The sequence below is a fragment of the Chitinophaga filiformis genome, from assembly GCF_900102545.1.
GTDB lineage: Bacteria > Bacteroidota > Bacteroidia > Chitinophagales > Chitinophagaceae > Chitinophaga > Chitinophaga filiformis.
The window spans coordinates 149,433-166,545 of record NZ_FNBN01000010.1 but is presented as its reverse complement, the minus strand read 5'-3'; the positions used below and the strand labels follow the sequence as shown (position 1 = coordinate 166,545).

Sequence of the window (17,113 nt, the reverse complement as noted above, 5' to 3'; positions counted from 1 at the left end):
CTTATGTATTTGCAGGTTTCCGCTGGCCAAATCCCTGGCGCTGCATATTCCCCCAGCTGTGTTTCCGCCCGGTGATAAAATGGAAATATCCCCTCAGTGCAAAAAACACGATCAGGGGATGATAAACGAAAGGTTCAAGAAAGGCCATTAAAGCCAGGCCTATCACTTCTTTCCAGGTCTTATAGTGTTTGTATGTGATCTGGTCCCATAATATGGCCAGGGTAGTGATCATGACAGAATAAAAATACACGAATGCCAGCAGGATCAGTGCATTCTGCCAGTTGATACTCCCTGTAACGATCTGGTAGATATAATAGAAAACGCCCGTGATCTCAATGATAGGGGCGAGGAATTCAAAAAGCAGGTTGTAAGGAAGTACGATCATCCCCAGCCGCTTATAATGTGGATTGAAGATCACCTTGCGGTGTATGGTGATGATCTCTGCCAGACCGCGTCCCCAGCGGGTGCGCTGACGACTGAATACCTTCATTGTGGGAGGGCCTTCTGTCCAGCATTGTGTAGTGGGAATGTACCTGATCGCATACTTCAGTTTGTTGTCGATCATATAAGTGCACATCCGCGTTACAATATCCATATCCTCTGCAAACGACTTACTATCATAACCACCTGCTTTGATGGCAATCTCTTTGTCAAACAGTCCAAGACCACCGGATACGTTGGGTACACAGTTGATCACACTCCATCCCATTTTACCCAGTACATAAGCCCGGAGGTATTCCATTTCCTGGAAGCGGGGTAACCATTTCTCAGGAGGCCTTACACGGGTGATCACACCTTCATCTACCTCGCAGGAGTTGGCAAGACGTAAGGTGGCACCGGTAGCTATAACGCGTGTACTGTCTTCTACAATGTGTACATAACCGCACTCAGGACAAGGTTCGCCCACCTCTTTGATCCTGTTGTGCTCTTCATCCATAAATGGTTTGATCATGCGCAGCAGTGTATCTTTTTCAATGATACAGTCTACATCCGTACAAAGAAAGTAATCATAGGCGGCAGCATTGATACCTGCGTTGGAAGCATCGGCCTTACTTTTTCCATTCACTTTATCGATCACCACCAGCTTTTCATAAGCAGAGTTGGATGACTTGAAGAGCCTTTTTACCGGCTGTGACTTAATACGTTCGTTATATGCGAAATCGACTACCTGCAGCTGAAATTCGTTGATCAGTTTTTCGAGGGTATCATCTGTACTTCCGTCATTGACAATGATCACTTCAAAACGTGGGTAGTTGAGGGTCAGCAGTGAACGGACATTCTGGATGATGGTCACACCTTCATTGAAGGCAGGTGCAATGATGGATATACCCGGTGCTATAGGAGACTGGAGCATTTTAGTATAATCCACATAACTGTTTTTGCGCTGGAATTTGATAATGCCACGCAGGGAGAGAATAGCCAGCAATGCATACATAAATAGCATGGTACTGCCATATACAAAAACAAAGCCTTCAAAAACATTTCTAAACAATTGCACGGTATCTCCTGGTTTTTATGGATGATGATTTTTATAAGCCCGCTGTTACTTTGCAGCAACAGTAGCTGCTGCCTTCTGCGTAGTCTGGAAACCCCGCCGCTGCATATTTCCCCAGGTGCTTTTCTTACCCGTGAGGAAGTAGTAATAGCCACGAACAGCGAATATTACTATCATCGGGTGGTAGAGAAAGAATTCCATAAAGGGTGTCATGCAGAGGTAGGCCACCTCTTTCCACGTTTTGTAATACCTGAACGTAAGCTGGTCCCACAGGATAGCTATAGTAGTGATCATCACGGAATAAGTATATACGAAAAGCAACAGCACCAGCGCTGTTGGCCAGTTGATGAGGCCAAGACAGGTCATAACGATATAGTAAATAACGCCAGTAATCTCAATGATGGGCGCCAGCAGTTCAAAGAAGAAGTTATACGGGAAAATGATGAGTCCCATTTTTCCATAACGGGGATTCATGAACATGCCGAAGTGCGCATACATCAGCTGTGCCAGTCCCCTTGCCCAACGTGTACGCTGGCGGTTGAAGATCTTGACAGTAGACGGTGCTTCCGTCCAGCAGAGCGTTTTGGGAATATAACGGATAGCGTATTTGATCTTATTGTCATATGCATAACGGCACATGCGCGTCATCAGTTCCATATCCTCACCAAAGGAGCTATGGTCATATCCGCCGGAACGGATGGCTATTTCCTTATCAAACAATCCCAGACCGCCGGATACGTTCGGTACGCAGTTCAGGAGGCTCCAGCCCATTTTACCTAACACAAATGCGCGGATATATTCCACCTCCTGGAAACGGGGCAGAAGCTGGCGGGGCGGACGCATACGTGTCATCACTCCCTCGTCAAATTCGCATGAGTTGGCTATACGTAGTGTGGCGCCGGTGGCAATAACACGTTTCTTCTCTTCCTGCATCACCGGTTTAATCAATTCCAGCAGGGTATTCTTATGCAGTATGCAGTCTACGTCCGTACATACAAAATGATCATATGAAGCTGCATTGATGCCGGCATTTACCGCATCGGCCTTACTTTTACCGTTTACTTTGTCGATGACCAGCAGTTTGGCGTAGGCAGGATTGGTAGATTTGAAGATCTTTCTGACTGGCCTGGTCTGTATTTTGGCATTGTAGGCAAAGTCAACCTGCACGAGTTCGAATTCACTGATCATCTGTTCCAGACTGTTATCCGTGCTACCATCATTGACAATAATGATCTCGTATTTCGGATAGTTCAGCGTAAGCAGGGAGCGCACATTGTAGATGATGGTGAGTCCTTCGTTGTAAGCGGGCGCCAGCACAGTAATACCAGGAGCAAGTGGAGAACTGAGCAGGATGTTTTCCTGGTTGAACTTATCTTTCCTGGCATATGCCCGGACGGAAATCATAGAGAAGACGGCCAACAACGCGTATGTGATCAGCAGTATGGTACCGTAAACAAAAACAGTGGTTTCATAAAATCTTCCTATCGTATCCCAGATATTCCCCATCTCACGGTCAGTATTTAATTAAAGGGTTCATGCTATGCTTAAGGATTAGTTTATTCTCCGCGGTAGCGGTTTCTACCAATTCATCAATAAGGCCTTTGGCAGCCCATTGGTTATTGATAATAGATTTAGCTGCATGTTTACGTACATCAAAATCCGTGGCATGCAGGAACTCCTGACGCAGGAAGTCTACATGCCGGCCGCTGCTGATGCGGCCTATGGCTTTCAATATTTCCAGCTGACAGTTCAGTGGCTGACTGTCGTACATCTGGAGGAGCTTGTCTTCCACACTTTCCGTTTTCAGCTTCCCGAGGCAATTGATTGCATCTGCACGAAGGTAGCGATCTTTGGTATCCAGTAATTTTACTACTGCAGGAATAGCGCTGATCTGGTTGTAGTGAACCACCAGTTTAAGGCAGAAAGAGACAATACTTTTATTGGATGAATAGGTGATCCATTGTGCAAAGTTGGGTATGGCAATATGTTCAGTAGTGGAAATGATCTTAAACAGTTCTACCTGGTCCCACATCAGGAGTGGTTCTGTTACGACATCAAAGAATTTGAACGGCTCATTTTTGCTCAACTTGATATATGCATGTCTGGCCGCAGCGCGTAGTTCACGGTTACTACTGTTAGTAAGGGGCAGAATGGTCACATCAGCGATGGACATATTCATGTTACTGAGTTCTGCCAGGGCCTGCACTTTTTTGTCCCATTTACGGGACTTCATTTTCTTGAGAGAATCCTTGTCCAGTTCCAGCTGTATATACAGGTTACGGAGTTGCTCTCCCATGGCACCCCGTACATTATTCCTATAGTCAATAAGCCTGTCTATCAAAGCCTGCCTGGCCCATCTGTGTTCAAAAACGGGTAAGCGGAAAACTTCAATGGGCAGCGCTACCTGGTCTGCCGGTACGTCACTGGCCAGCTCGTCGTTGAGCAGGATGTGTTCCATGAGCAGGTTGTCAATAACAGGATGAAGGCTGGCCAGTTTCTTCTCCCGCTTATAAGCCCGGTACCTGCCGGTTAATATAGACAGGTAGGCAATAACAGTGAAGGATACCGCAATGATAATGAATATTATTGCGATCTGAATATTCAGGGAAGACCCCCTGAAGTCATATAGGCTATATTCCATACAGGACTGGTCAATTGGTCAAGTTTCATTGGAAGTAACAACAATGGGTTATCTGGCGCCATACTGCATCAGCAAACGCTTTACTCGTATCAGCAGTTCGCCGGGTATAACCGGTTTCTTAAGGAAGTCATCAGCTCCCAGTTTGAAACCTTCAAGGATCATCTCTTCGTTACCTGCATTAGAAACAATAATTACGGGAATTGGTTTACCGTTTGTTCTTGTTTTCACCTTGCTGAGGATCTCAAAGCCGCTTGCATACGGCATCATGATATCCGTAATGATCAGGTCATAATCATAATTGGTGTCTTCAAGACGCTGAAAGGCCTCTTTCCCATTGGTGACGTGCTCTATCTTGTATTCTTCCTTATGAAGTATCCTTTCCATTATTTTAGGCATTACTTCATCGTCTTCGACGAGGAGGATCCTGTTACTCATAAAATTGGCTTTTTTGTGCAATTAGCACGGGTGGAAGATCGGTCTTTCAGCATTGGTGCAAGGTATTAGTGTAAGTTAAGAATGCATTTGAGTTGTATCAGTTTGTGTAAGAACAATCTTTCATAGTATCAATGCTTCAATCCTATACATACTGAAAATCCGCTTGCAGGGATTTATTGCCATAGAGAATTCTCTTCTTTGTTCACATAACAAATAATTATTACTTATTGTAGGTGTATAATATGTACTCCGTACGTTTTTGCGACTCTCTGCCAAAGTTAAGTTGCCGATTCCAAAGATTGCCCATATTAGGCTTAGAAATATATGTGGGCAATGGCGACCCCCGCTGCTAACGAGAGACAATTTGCTATATTTGTTCAGTCTTGTGTCGTTTGAAATCCTATTGGCTGTTTACGCTTGTATAACCATCATCATGAAAAATACCTTAAAATTCCGCCTGTATCTAGGTTTTGCACTCGCTCTTATCCTTGTAGCCGCAGGAGGTATTTTTTCGCATCTGACCTTTATCCATCAGCGGTCTGAAGGGCAATGGGTGGAGCATTCCTACGAAGTGATCACCACTGCCCAACGGCTGAACCGGTATGTGTATGAGATTGAGGCCTCAGTAATAGCTTATAGAAATACGCGGGAAAGGAAGTTTCTGAATCCTTATTATGAGAGTAAACCCAGGATATTGCCAGTGGCGGAGGACCTGCGCAAGCTGGTTATTGATAATACAGCTCAGTTCAGAAGGGCCTCAAAACTGGAGACCGGTGTGATTGCATTGATGAATTACTGGCAGGAGCTGTATGAAGTACGCGATAGCAGTTATTTGTTCGGTAACCAGCTGATGATCACAGAGGAGGAACAGAAATATGTGGATACGGTACATAATATCATCGGAGAGCTTGTTTCGGAGGAAAGGGCATTGCTGGTGAACCGGGCCGCTTCCAACAAGAGTTCCATGGGAAGGGCGATGAATACACTGGTGTTGAACAATGTGTTTATTCTGTTGGTAGCCATCGTTCTGATGGTGGTGTCTTTCCGTGAACTGAGCAGCAGGATGAAGATTCAGCAGGAATTGCGTGTAAAGCTGAAAGATGTGGAAGACCTCCATCGGATAACAACAGATAAGAACTGGCTATTGACCGGTATGTCGAAGATCGCCGACAGTCTGAGTGGGGAGCTGCAAATGGGGGTGCTGGCAAAAAGATGCCTCGATGTAATGGTAAATTACCTGAAAATACCTGCGGGCGCGCTCTATTACTTTGATGAGAAGGCCGGTCTGCTGAAGTTATGCGCGGGTATTGCGCTGCCAGCGAATGTAAAGCAGGAATATGCGCTGGAGGAGGGTATTACGGGTTATGCGGCTACAAAAAGAGAATTGACCGTCATAGAAAATGTGCCAGCTGGTTACTGGAATATTGAAGCCGGTAGCGGAAGGGCTTTGCCAGGCGCCATCGTTTGTCTTCCTTTATGGCACCACGATGACCTGATGGGAGTGATGGAGCTGGTCGTGTTTGGCGAGGTGAACCCGGCCATGCTGGAGTTATTGGGCGCCAGCAGTAATGCGATAGCCGTTGCAGTCAATGCAGCTGATGCCAGAACGAGGATCATGCAGCTGCTGGAACGCGTGCAGGAGCAGAAAGAGACCCTGGAAACACAGCAGGAAGAATTGCGGCAGTCCAATGAAGAACTGACCCGTCAGTCAGAGATCCTGCAGGCCTCCGAGGAGGAATTGCGTGTGCAGGAAGAAGAACTCCGGCAGGTCAATGAAGAAATGAGCATACAGAACAAGGCTTTGCAGATGGCCAGGGAAGAACTTTCTGAGAAAGCAAAAGAACTGGAACAGAGCAGCAGGTACAAGTCGGAGTTCCTGGCAAATATGTCTCATGAGCTACGTACACCACTCAACAGTGTGTTGATACTGGCACGTCTGCTGGAAGAAAATAAGGAACACAACCTCAGTAACAAACAGGTGGAATATGCCGGTATCATTCACAAATCCGGGTCCGACCTGCTGAAACTGATCAATGATATCCTGGATCTTTCCAAGATAGAAGCCGGTAAGGTGGAAATGAACATAGAGCCGGTATCTGTAAGGACGATGGTAAGTGACCTGGAGCAACTGTTCCTGGTAATGGTAGAAGAGAAGAACATTCATTTTACAACGGAAATATTACCTGGTGTACCTGAAGAGATCAGGACAGACAGGCAGCGACTGGAGCAGGTGATCAAAAACCTGTTGTCGAACGCATTCAAGTTTACGCCTGCCGCAGGTACTATAAAGCTTAGCCTGATGTCTAAACCGGATGGATTGCATATTGCAGTCAGCGATTCCGGAACAGGTATCCCGGTAGAAAAGCAGCAACTCATCTTTGAAGCTTTCCGCCAGGCAGATGGTTCTACCAGCCGGAAATACGGAGGTACAGGGCTGGGCCTTTCCATTAGTAAGGAGCTGATGAAGAGACTGGATGGAGAGATCAGGCTGAAAAGTGAGGAAGGAAAAGGAAGTACATTTACGGTAGTGATGAAGACGAATGGCGTACCGGTACCGGTTGAAGCAGCCGGAAAAGAAGAAACGTTACCTGTAATGGAAGATATGCCATCAGTTCCTATCCCCATTCCTGAGCAGCCGGCTACTGAAACAGACCAGGTAGAAGATGACCGGGAGAGACTCAGTAAGCAGGACAAACTGGTATTGATCATAGAAGATGACATCAATTTTGCAGTCATCCTGCGTGATTTTGCCCGGCAGAAGGGGTATAAGACGATCGTGGCACTGAATGGTAACGATGGTCTGTTCTTTGCCCGTAAATACCTGCCGGCAGCTATTCTTCTGGATATGAATCTGCCATTGATAGATGGTAACAGCATTCTGAAGATCCTGAAGAGCAATGAAGATCTTAAACATATATTGGTACACGTGATCTCTGCAGGAGAAATATCGATCCAGGTCAGGGATAAGGTGGAAGGCTATACGCAAAAGCCATTGCAGGTCACTGATATGGAGTCGGTATTTTCAGGTATCAGTGAGCAGCTGCAGTCGCGTTTTAAGAAGGTGTTGGTGGTGTCTGACGGGGTATTGCTGAACCATCCGTCATTGCAGTCGCTTAGTGATAAAAGGCAGTTGCAGACGCAGTACAATCATGTGGAAGACCAGGAAGCAGCCGCCAGCGAGCTATTGCAGAAAAGTTATGATGCCGTGATCCTGGATGCAGGAACGGATATTCAGGCAGGTATTGGAAAGCTGAATACGCTCAGACAGCTGGCAGGCAACAAAGGAATGCCTATAATTGTATATCTTGATCATGATATTTCAGAAGCAGATGAGCTGAAACTGAAAAAGGAAGCGGCAGCTATTGTGAGGAACTCTACGTTTTCTACTGACAGATTGATGGACGAGCTGGAACTCTTTTTGTATAAACTGAAGGAGGTGGCTCCCAGGCAAACAGGAGTTGTAGATTCATCTGAAAAAAATTTGTCAGGGCAAAAGGTACTGTTAGCAGATGATGACATGCGGAATCTCTTCTCTATCACTGCGCTGTTGGAAGAGCAGGGCATGGATGTCATCACAGCCGCCGATGGAAAGGAAGCCCTGGAAAAACTGGAGCAGCATAGAGACATACGTCTGGTGCTCATGGATATCATGATGCCGGAGATGGATGGTTATGAGGCCATGCGGCGCATCAGGGCGGATGTGCGTTATAAACAACTGCCGGTGATAGCCCTGACCGCCAAAGCGATGGCCGGCGACAGGGAGAAATGTATTGCGGCGGGAGCTTCCGATTATATTGCGAAACCGATAGACAGTAGCAAGCTTTTGTCTTTAATACGCGTATGGATGGTGTAAAACCTTATTGTTGCTTATGAAGGAGGTCATATCAAATGCAGATTTCCTGGATATCATCAACATAGTTAAGTTACAATACGGATATGACTTCACCGGTTATGCACAGGCGTCCATTAAACGGCGTTTACTCCGCTTTATGGGACATATGGGACTGGAATCCGTTTTTGAACTGAAGTACAGGTTGGTCAATGATCAGGATTTCTTTTCCCGGTTGATACAGTACATTACGGTGAATGTGACGGAAATGTTCAGGGACCCCGGATTTTACAGGTCTTTACGTGAACAGGTATTACCTAAACTTGCGGCTTACCCTAATATCAAAATATGGCATGCTGGTTGTTCTACGGGAGAAGAAGTGTTTTCCATGGCTATCCTGCTGGAAGAGGCCGGATTGTTAAGCCGGACAAAGATATACGCAACAGATCTGAACCCCGCTAACCTGGAGCGGGCGGAAATGGGAATTCTGCCATTGGATAACATGAAGGATTTTACGCAGAATTATATCCTGTCAGGCGGCCTGGCAGATTTTTCCAATTACTATACGGCGCGGTATGATAATGTGCTGATCAAAAAAGAACTGCGGAGGCATATTGCCTTCTTTCAGCATAATCTGGTAACAGACAAAGTGTTTAACGAGTTCCAGCTGATCTGCTGCAGGAATGTTTTTATTTATTTCAACAGGGAACTTCAGAACTCGGTATTACAGCTTTTCTTTGACAGTTTGTCCTCAAGAGGGTACCTGGCCATGGGACTCAAAGAGACCATGCGTTTTGCTGATATTCATGGCAAATTTGAAACGGTGCACGCATATCATAAAATCTACCGGCGCATAGAGTAGCAAGCTTTTTATTTATTGACAGTCACATTATGAAGAACAGATTTGATGTTATTACCATCGGAGGCTCTGCCGGCAGTCTGCTTGTGTTGACTGACATCCTGGATGTTGTGCCTCATCATCTTGCTGCGCCTGTGATCATTGTGCTGCATCGGCTTCGTAACGTACAGAGTGAAATGGGGCGTTTATTATCGTCCAAAAGAAGGATCATTGAACCGGAAGATAAAGAGCCTGTGAAGGAGCACTGTATTTATCTCGCTCCGCAGAACTATCATCTGCTGATAGAGGCAGAGAAAACCTTTATGCTGGATTACTCCGAACTGGTCAACTATAGCCGCCCGTCTATTGATATGACCTTTAGCAGTGCTGCTGATGTATATGGTCCGAAGACGTTAGGTATCCTGCTGAGTGGCGCTAATAAGGATGGCGCCGCGGGCTTGTGTCAGATTATTGCTGCAGGAGGCCGGGGTATTGTTCAGGATCCGGAAACAGCGGCATTTGAGGCGATGCCGCAATCAGCCATTGAGATGTGTGATGGTGTACAAATATTGTCTATTGAAGATATTAAGAAAATTATTATCGGTGAAACGTAAAGGAGAATTGTTTCGTATATACCTTCAGCATAGCCGTTAAAAGAATAAGAGATGACTAAGAAATTTACGATTCTGTTGGTAGATGACCGAATGGAGAACCTGCTGTCATTAGAACAGATGCTGCTTGCTGAAAACAGGATCTTCCTGCAGGCAACATCCGGAAATGAGGCGTTAAAACAGGTATTAAGGCATGAAGATATCGGGCTGATCATGCTGGATGTACAGATGCCTGATATGGATGGTTTTGAAGTAGCACGGCTGTTAAAGGCAAATCCTAAAACCCGGGATATTTCCATCATTTTTGTAACTGCCATCAACAAAGACGAGTATCATGTGCTGAAAGGTTTTGAAAAAGGAGCGGTGGATTATCTGTACAAACCTTTAGACATCAACATGACCCGCGCCAAAGTAGATGTCTTTGAGCGACTCTACCTGTATCAACACGAGCTAAGAGGGGCATTAAAGGACAAAGAGCTGATCAATGGTCAGCTGGAGCGGTTTATGCATGTAGTAGCGCATGACCTGAAGTCGCCGCTTTCCGGTATCACGGGATTGCTCATGCTAATGAAGGAGGAGGAGGAGATCAGTCAATCGGCTTTCCTGACCGAATATACGAACATGGCCATCAATGCCACGTCCCAGCTGGCAGACATGATCACGGCTATCCTGGATTATAGCCGGGAGCATCAGTTCAGGCATATAGAGGAAGACGTGGATGTGGGAGAGATGTTGCAACAGCTGATTAAATTCCTGTTTCCTCCCGCCCATGTCAGGATCGAGATAGAGGAGGGGTTGCCGGTGCTCCATACCAGCAGGCAGAAATTGCAGCAGGTATTCCAGAATCTGCTGACAAACGCTATTAAATATGGCGATAAACCAGCCGTGGAAATTTCGATCGGGGGAAAACCTGAGGGGGATTTCTATGAATTTTTTGTTAAGGATAATGGCCCGGGGATTGAGGAGAAGGACAATGAACGCATTTTCCGTCTCTTTGAAAAGGTGGACAATGATGACGACAAAGGCACTGGTATAGGGCTGAATATCCTGAAATTGCTGGTAGAAACGCAGGGCGGAAAGGTATGGGTAGAGTCAAAACAGGGACAGGGAAGTACCTTTTATTTCCAGTGGAGGCGATAAAAAGCTGTCAGGTAAGAGAAAAAATTCATAAATTAAATGTTGAATGATAGGAATAGCCCATTCAACATGTGTATGATAGATTTTTATTTATTTAAAGACAGGGACAATGAACAGTCATCCGATACCGGTAAAGAAGAAGAAATAGTACATACCGGGTCCGGAGGAGCATTTGATGAAACAGAATCGGCCACCGATGAAGCAGAGTGGGAATTAAGTGATGAGCAGTTGGATGAGCGCCTGGAAAATCCTGAGGAAACCTCAAAAAAGCCTCCCGCTTACTAGAATCAGTAAAGATATATCCGTTTACGAAAGGACAAAAAAAAACCGGCACTAAACGACTAAAGTACCGGTATTTCATTTTGCATTGTTCGTAAACGAAGGTGATAGTATTCGCAGGCATTACAGCCTTGCGGTACTACTTAATATGTATAGTATCATTTTTGTAGTAATAGTCTGCACCACGGATTACTTTCAGCATCTCCAGGAAGGCCTCTATACCTTCTGGCTTCTTGATCAGCATAGTAAATGTCTTATCAGCTACAGCAGGATGGTCTGTCATGATCTTTACGTCATACCATCTTTCCAGTATAGGTATTATCTCTCTAAGCGGTGTTTCCCTGAACTCATACTTGCCTTCCAGCCATGAAAGTACGTCGTTTTTATCAAATGGATACGTATTGATGCCTTTTTGAGTAGTATATTCTGCCTGGAATCCTGGTTTAAGTACTACATCCTGTTTACCGGCCCGTACTTTCACGGCTCCCTGAACCAGTGAAATAGCGGTTTTGTCCGGATTATATGTGTTAACATTGAATTCGGTACCCAATACCTGTATGGTAGTTGCTGGTGTATGCACGGTAAAGGGCTGGTCTGCCGCTGTGGCTACTTTTACATAAGCTTCTCCGGTAACGGATATCTCCCTGGTGCTGCCTGCAAACCCGAAGGGAAACTGCAGGGTACTGCCGGCATTCATCCGGATTTCCGTACCATCGGAGAGTCTTATGGAATAATCTTTGCCCTGGGGCACTATCAGTTTATTCAGTCCGCTGTTTTCCCTGTCTGCAATGAACGTGAGCCTGTTCCGGCTGTTATTGAGTATAACCTGTCCATCCTCCGTTTTGAGAGATTGTTCGCCGCCGGAGAGGTCGATAATCTGGCCATTCTGCAATTCAAGATAAACACTTTTGGCTGGAATGTTCTTATGAACGGCAGACAGGACTTTAGAGGAATGGTTGGTTTTTGTGATACCGTATACAAATATTCCGATACCGATGACGGTAGCCGCTGCTGCGGCGATCCACTTACTGGTATGGAAGGTAGGCCGGGGTGAAAATACCCTGTCTTTTACGCCGGCCATGATATCGGCAGCTGAGATACTGTCAAAATCAGCCCTGCGCTTTTCATGCAGGAGGTAGTACTCCTGGAGATGCTTCCAGGCCATATTTACCTCAGGGTCTCCCTCAATTAATGCATCGACCTCTGCCTGCTGATCTTCATTCAGACCACCTGTCAGCTTTAGCATTAATAACTCGTGTATGTCGGATCTGCTCTTCATGTACTTCTCATAGTGACATTACCGGTATAAAAGCTTTAGTGCTTACAGGATCTTTTTCAGTTTCTCCTGCAATTTCTTGCAGGCCGTATAAATGTGGACATTGACGGTATTGATGGAAAGGCCCATGTCGAGGGCTACTTCCTTTCTTTTTTTACCTTCAATAAAAACCTGTTTAAAGATGTTGGACGACTGCAGAGGAAGTGTTTTAATTGCGGCAGAGATAGAGCGTTTCAGCTCTTCATTTTCGATGCCGGTTTCTGCTTTGGTAGCAAGATCCTGGCTGAACGACCAGGCATCCTTTTTACATTCCTCCGTATCCTTTGTCTTTATATAGCGGTAACATTTATAACGGAGCGACTGAAAAAGGTAAGACCGTACATTGGTTTGTACATTGGACAAAGAGCGTTTTTCCCATATCTCTATGATCAGCTCCTGAACAATGTCTTTGGCATCCTGGCTATCTTTCAATAACCTGTAGGCTTCTGCCCAAAGCGCCTTTGCATGGTTCTGAAATATATTCTCGTATGTAACATTATCGTCTGCCAGAGGCAGATCGTTAGTATTCGCATGACGCATTATATAACCCTTTACTATTTACGAATGTTATGCTAATCCCCCGGTAACAGATACAGTTTATGTTGTTAAAAAAGTGGGGCGAAAGTACTAAAGACATAAATCTTATTTTGAAATTAACTTATGGGTACTCATGTTAATGATTTGTGAATGCGTCCTGAAGTTAAGTATTAAAACAATGCTACTGCGGTGTAAATGCTTGTCTTTTAGGTCCTTAAGTGCGCCTGCTAGTCGTGGATGTACTTTGTTAAGATTATTATGGCACTGAGTACATATACGCTAAAAATAAATCACTGGTTTTCTCATTTTCAAAAAAAGGTTTCCCGCTTACTAAAGCTTTTTTGGATAAGATGTCACAGTACGATTATAACAGCTACACGTTAGTCAGGTTCAGGCATTGTGCAATTGTAGTAAACGTTTTATTGGCCACTATAATTACTGATAATTATGTTTCACCATCGTTGGGACTATAAAAGATATGGTCTCTGGGTCGTTGTGTTGCTTATTTCCCCATATACTATTTTGTCCGTCCATGCCCAGGACAAAAGCATTCAGCGAAAGATATCCCTGCAATATGAGAACATCAGCCTTACTGATCTTTTCAATATTATAACGCAAGAGACAGGATATACTTTCTTCTACAATAATCAAACTGTTAATGACCGCATCAAAGTAAGTGTACATGAAAGTAATGTGCCGCTGACACAAGTGTTGGAGAGATTGCTGGGATCCAGGGGATATGGATGGGAAGTACGTATGAACAGGATTGGTGTTTTCAGCAAGGAGAAGGCAGCGGAAGTGCCGGCAAAGAAGGAAGAGCTGTTCATCAGGGGAGTTGTAACCATGCCGGATGGTACACCATTGGAAGGCGCAACCATTAATATACCAGGTGCAGTTAACGGAGGCACAAGAACGAATGAGAAAGGAGCTTTTTTTTTGAATAATACAGCGGCCGACAGTCTTATCAGGATCAGTTTTACAGGTTTTAAAACACAGGAGATCAGGGTAAAACCTGCTGCTGTTCTTCGTATAGTATTAGAGCCTGCCATCACTGACCTGGCTGTAGTGGCGGTAAGAAGTAATGGTTATCAGAAGATACCTGCTGAAAGAGCAACAGGTTCTTTTGTACAGATAAATAACCAGTTGCTGAACCGACGGGTAGGACCTTACATACTTGAGCGACTGGAAAGTGTTGCCAGTGGAGTGCTATTTCCAAATAAAAATATTCCGCCATATTCGAATGAAGCGTATATCTCTATACGTGGAAGAAGTACTATTCTCGCTAATGCTCAGCCACTGATAGTTGTTGACAACTTTCCCTTTACTGGTGATATCAATCTGCTAAACCCCAATGATGTTGAAAATGTCACCATCCTCAAAGATGCGGCTGCAGCTTCTATCTGGGGCGCTTTTTCAGGTAACGGCGTGATTGTTATTACTACAAAGAAAAGTAAGCTACATCAGCCGCTTAAAGTAGAAGTGAATACAAATCTTACCATCGGTGCAAAGCCAGATCTCTTTTATAATCCTGCCTTTCTTGGTTCCAATGAATTTATTGATGTAGAAAAGTATTTGTTTGACAAAGGGTTTTATGACGCGGATCTTTCCAATAATTACAGTTATCCCGTTATATCTCCTGTTGTTGAACTGCTGGATAAAAAGAGAAGTGGGCTGGTTTCTGCGGCTGAAGCAGATGCGGCAATTGATCAGCTAAGAAAGAATGATATCAGGAACGATTATAAAAAATACTTTTACAGGAATAGCGTTAGTCAGCAGTATGCGGTGAATATCAGCAGTGGAGGAGATAACTCCGCTTATTTGCTGTCCGTGGGTTATGACAGGATATTGAATAATAAGGTGACGGATGCTTCCAGCCGGTTCACGATTAATAATTATAGTACGTTTCGTTTATGGGATAGGGTGGAGTTGTATTCAGGGGTTTCGTTTGTATTGAATAAATCAAATGCGGATGTCGGTAGCATCTCTATTGCTCCCGGAGGAGGGAAAAGCGTTTATTACCCATATGCACAACTGGCAGACGCCAATGGTAACGCATTACCATTGCCTAAAGATTACCGGTATAGTTTTATCAGTCAGTTGAAAGGCGACGGATTATTGGATTGGACGTATAAGCCATTGGATGAACTGAAGACGATTGATAATGTGGAAAGAAGATACCATATCAGGATTAATCCCGGTGTGAAAATAGATATTATCAAAGGCCTGAATGCGGAGATAAGATATCAGTTTGAGAAACAGATCGGGAAGGCGGAAAACTATAATAGTATTGAGACATATTATACACGAAACCTGATCAATCTGTTCACACAGGTTGACGCAAACGGAGTAGCGCATCCCGTACCCGTCGGTGGCATCTTTGACGAAAGTAACAGGGAACTTAACAGCAATAATTACAGGGCGCAGTTGAATTTCAACAGAACGTTCAACAGAAGGCATCATATTGCCGCTATAGCAGGAGTTGAACAAAGAGAAACGGTTACAAAGGAGACCAATAATCGTTATTACGGATACAATAAAGAGAATGTTTCCTATAATAATCAGATTGATTTCAGCAAATATTATGATGCTTATCAATACCTCGGTAGTGCGGGATATGTTCCTAATGACGGCCTGGTGACCCGTTATAATAATGAGTTCATTTCTTATTTTGGTAATGCTGCTTATACACTAAATGAAAGATATATTGTATCAGCCAGTATACGTCTTGACCAGAGCAATTTATGGGGAATAAATACTAACCAGAAAGGAGTGCCTTTGTGGTCAGCAGGGTTGGGGTGGGACGTCAGTAAAGAACCATTCTATAAGTCTGACTGGCTGCCCTACTTGAAACTAAGAGCAACATACGGGTACAACGGAAATCTTGATCCGGGCCTTTACGGGAAATTAGCGATCATTTATGGGTCCTTGAATATAGCGGGATTGCCAAATGCAAGTATCGCTAATCGCCCGAACCCAAGGCTACGATGGGAGAAGGTCGGAACACTCAACATTGGGACAGATTTTGAAACGAGGAACAAAATAGTTGCTGGAAGTATCGAATATTATCAGAAAAAAGGCGTTGACCTGATAGGAGAACAAACTATTGCAATGCAAACCGGGGCGACAGTATTCAAAGGAAACTTTGCTGACATGAGCGGAGGCGGGGTGGATGTGAACCTTACCTCCTATAATATAAACAGGAAGATTAGTTGGACGACAGATTTCTTGTTTAGTTATAACTGGGACAAAATAACAAGGTATAATTATTTTAAAGGAATAAGCGGTGTTGTTTCCGGTGGAGATGGTACAACCCCTGTCTTGTTTCCGTTTGTTGGCAAGCCCGTCTACGGCGTCTATAGTTATAAGTGGGCCGGACTAGATGGCGAAAATGGCGATCCGCAGGGGTATCTGGCTGGGAAGGTTAGCAAAGATTACGATGCAATAATAAGTAGTGAGGATGAAAATAGTATTATTTACAATGGCCCGGCACGTCCAACCATATTTGGTGCATTACGTAATAGTTTTTCCTATAAGCAAATCACTTTGTCGGTTAACCTGGCTTTTAAGCTGAGATACTATTTCAAACGGTCATCAGTCATGTATAACGATTTGTTTAACGTGTGGCAGGGAGGCCATAAAGATTACGTTTCACGTTGGCAGCGACCTGGAGATGAATTATATACAAATGTGCCGTCTCTGAGCTATCCCGGGAATCCCAATAGGGATTACTTCTATCAGTATTCTAGTGCACTTGTTGAAAAAGGCGATCATATACGGTTGCAGGATCTGAGAATAGCTTATTCGCTAAGCCCGCCACTATTGAATAGAATCGGTGTAAAAGATGTACAGCTATACTTCTATGCAAATAATGTCGGCATTATCTGGAAAGCTAATAAGGCGGGGCTGGATCCTGATTATGTAATGGGATATCCTGCTCCCAGAACTTTTTCCTTCGGATGTAGTGCAAAATTTTAATCATCAATGACTTTAATATGA

At 44.4% G+C, this 17,113-nt stretch carries 12 protein-coding genes; 6 read left to right on the top strand and 6 right to left on the bottom strand.

From position 1 onward, the window contains the following. Window position 1: 1 nt before the first annotated feature. Genes BLR32_RS29630 through BLR32_RS29615 form a run of 4 tightly spaced genes read right to left on the bottom strand, consistent with a single transcriptional unit; the run spans window position 2 to window position 4,571 of the window. On the bottom strand, window positions 2-1,498 hold the full coding sequence (locus tag BLR32_RS29630; protein ID WP_089837539.1) for a glycosyltransferase family 2 protein: 1,497 nt from the start codon (window positions 1,496-1,498) through the stop codon (window positions 2-4). 45 nt (window positions 1,499-1,543) lie between these two features. After that, window positions 1,544-3,001, bottom strand: a complete 1,458-nt coding sequence (locus BLR32_RS29625) for a glycosyltransferase family 2 protein (protein WP_089837537.1) — start codon at window positions 2,999-3,001, stop codon at window positions 1,544-1,546. Between the two features lie 7 nt (window positions 3,002-3,008). Then, window positions 3,009-4,136 carry a HEAT repeat domain-containing protein gene (locus BLR32_RS29620; protein ID WP_089837535.1) on the bottom strand — a complete coding sequence of 376 codons (1,128 nt, stop codon included), beginning with the start codon at window positions 4,134-4,136 and terminating at the stop codon, window positions 3,009-3,011. Window positions 4,137-4,184: 48 nt separating this feature from the next. Further along, window positions 4,185-4,571: a response regulator gene (locus BLR32_RS29615; protein WP_089837533.1), complete on the bottom strand. Its 387-nt coding sequence runs from the start codon at window positions 4,569-4,571 to the stop codon at window positions 4,185-4,187. 433 nt (window positions 4,572-5,004) lie between these two features. Here BLR32_RS29615 and BLR32_RS29610 point away from each other — a divergent pair, with 433 nt between their 5' ends. From BLR32_RS29610 to BLR32_RS29590, 5 genes are all read left to right on the top strand, one after another. Further along, on the top strand, window positions 5,005-8,424 hold the full coding sequence (locus BLR32_RS29610; RefSeq protein ID WP_089837531.1) for a response regulator: 3,420 nt from the start codon (window positions 5,005-5,007) through the stop codon (window positions 8,422-8,424). Between the two features lie 16 nt (window positions 8,425-8,440). After that, a complete protein-coding gene (locus BLR32_RS29605) occupies window positions 8,441-9,262 on the top strand; it encodes a CheR family methyltransferase (RefSeq protein ID WP_089837529.1) in 822 nt (273 codons plus the stop codon). Window positions 9,263-9,291: 29 nt separating this feature from the next. Continuing rightward, on the top strand, window positions 9,292-9,852 hold the full coding sequence (locus tag BLR32_RS29600; protein ID WP_089837527.1) for a chemotaxis protein CheB: 561 nt from the start codon (window positions 9,292-9,294) through the stop codon (window positions 9,850-9,852). Window positions 9,853-9,903: 51 nt separating this feature from the next. Continuing rightward, complete coding sequence (locus BLR32_RS29595) at window positions 9,904-10,989, top strand: sensor histidine kinase (RefSeq protein ID WP_089837525.1); 1,086 nt, start codon at window positions 9,904-9,906, stop codon at window positions 10,987-10,989. 72 nt (window positions 10,990-11,061) lie between these two features. After that, a complete protein-coding gene (locus BLR32_RS29590; protein ID WP_143011641.1) occupies window positions 11,062-11,271 on the top strand; it encodes a hypothetical protein in 210 nt (69 codons plus the stop codon). Window positions 11,272-11,404: 133 nt separating this feature from the next. Here the strand turns inward: BLR32_RS29590 and BLR32_RS29585 are convergent, their stop codons facing one another. After that, window positions 11,405-12,544, bottom strand: coding sequence for a FecR domain-containing protein (locus tag BLR32_RS29585; protein ID WP_089837520.1), 1,140 nt, complete (start codon window positions 12,542-12,544; stop codon window positions 11,405-11,407). 42 nt (window positions 12,545-12,586) lie between these two features. Beyond that, complete coding sequence (locus tag BLR32_RS29580) at window positions 12,587-13,120, bottom strand: sigma-70 family RNA polymerase sigma factor (protein WP_089837518.1); 534 nt, start codon at window positions 13,118-13,120, stop codon at window positions 12,587-12,589. A 444-nt stretch (window positions 13,121-13,564) separates the two neighbouring features. Between BLR32_RS29580 and BLR32_RS29575 the strand changes: the two genes are divergently transcribed. Continuing rightward, window positions 13,565-17,092 carry a SusC/RagA family TonB-linked outer membrane protein gene (locus BLR32_RS29575; protein ID WP_089837516.1) on the top strand — a complete coding sequence of 1,176 codons (3,528 nt, stop codon included), beginning with the start codon at window positions 13,565-13,567 and terminating at the stop codon, window positions 17,090-17,092. Window positions 17,093-17,113: the final 21 nt, after the last annotated feature.

Bases quoted from the DNA above. Each gene is read 5' to 3' on its own strand.
- BLR32_RS29625 (WP_089837537.1), bottom strand. From the start codon at position 3,001: ATGGGGAATATCTGGGATACGATAGGAAGATTTTATGAAACCACTGTT.
- BLR32_RS29620 (WP_089837535.1), bottom strand. From the start codon at position 4,136: ATGGAATATAGCCTATATGACTTCAGGGGGTCTTCCCTGAATATTCAG.
- BLR32_RS29615 (WP_089837533.1), bottom strand. From the start codon at position 4,571: ATGAGTAACAGGATCCTCCTCGTCGAAGACGATGAAGTAATGCCTAAA.
- BLR32_RS29610 (WP_089837531.1), top strand. From the start codon at position 5,005: ATGAAAAATACCTTAAAATTCCGCCTGTATCTAGGTTTTGCACTCGCT.
- BLR32_RS29605 (WP_089837529.1), top strand. From the start codon at position 8,441: ATGAAGGAGGTCATATCAAATGCAGATTTCCTGGATATCATCAACATA.
- BLR32_RS29600 (WP_089837527.1), top strand. From the start codon at position 9,292: ATGAAGAACAGATTTGATGTTATTACCATCGGAGGCTCTGCCGGCAGT.
- BLR32_RS29595 (WP_089837525.1), top strand. From the start codon at position 9,904: ATGACTAAGAAATTTACGATTCTGTTGGTAGATGACCGAATGGAGAAC.
- BLR32_RS29590 (WP_143011641.1), top strand. From the start codon at position 11,062: ATGATAGATTTTTATTTATTTAAAGACAGGGACAATGAACAGTCATCC.
- BLR32_RS29585 (WP_089837520.1), bottom strand. From the start codon at position 12,544: ATGAAGAGCAGATCCGACATACACGAGTTATTAATGCTAAAGCTGACA.
- BLR32_RS29580 (WP_089837518.1), bottom strand. From the start codon at position 13,120: ATGCGTCATGCGAATACTAACGATCTGCCTCTGGCAGACGATAATGTT.
- BLR32_RS29575 (WP_089837516.1), top strand. From the start codon at position 13,565: ATGTTTCACCATCGTTGGGACTATAAAAGATATGGTCTCTGGGTCGTT.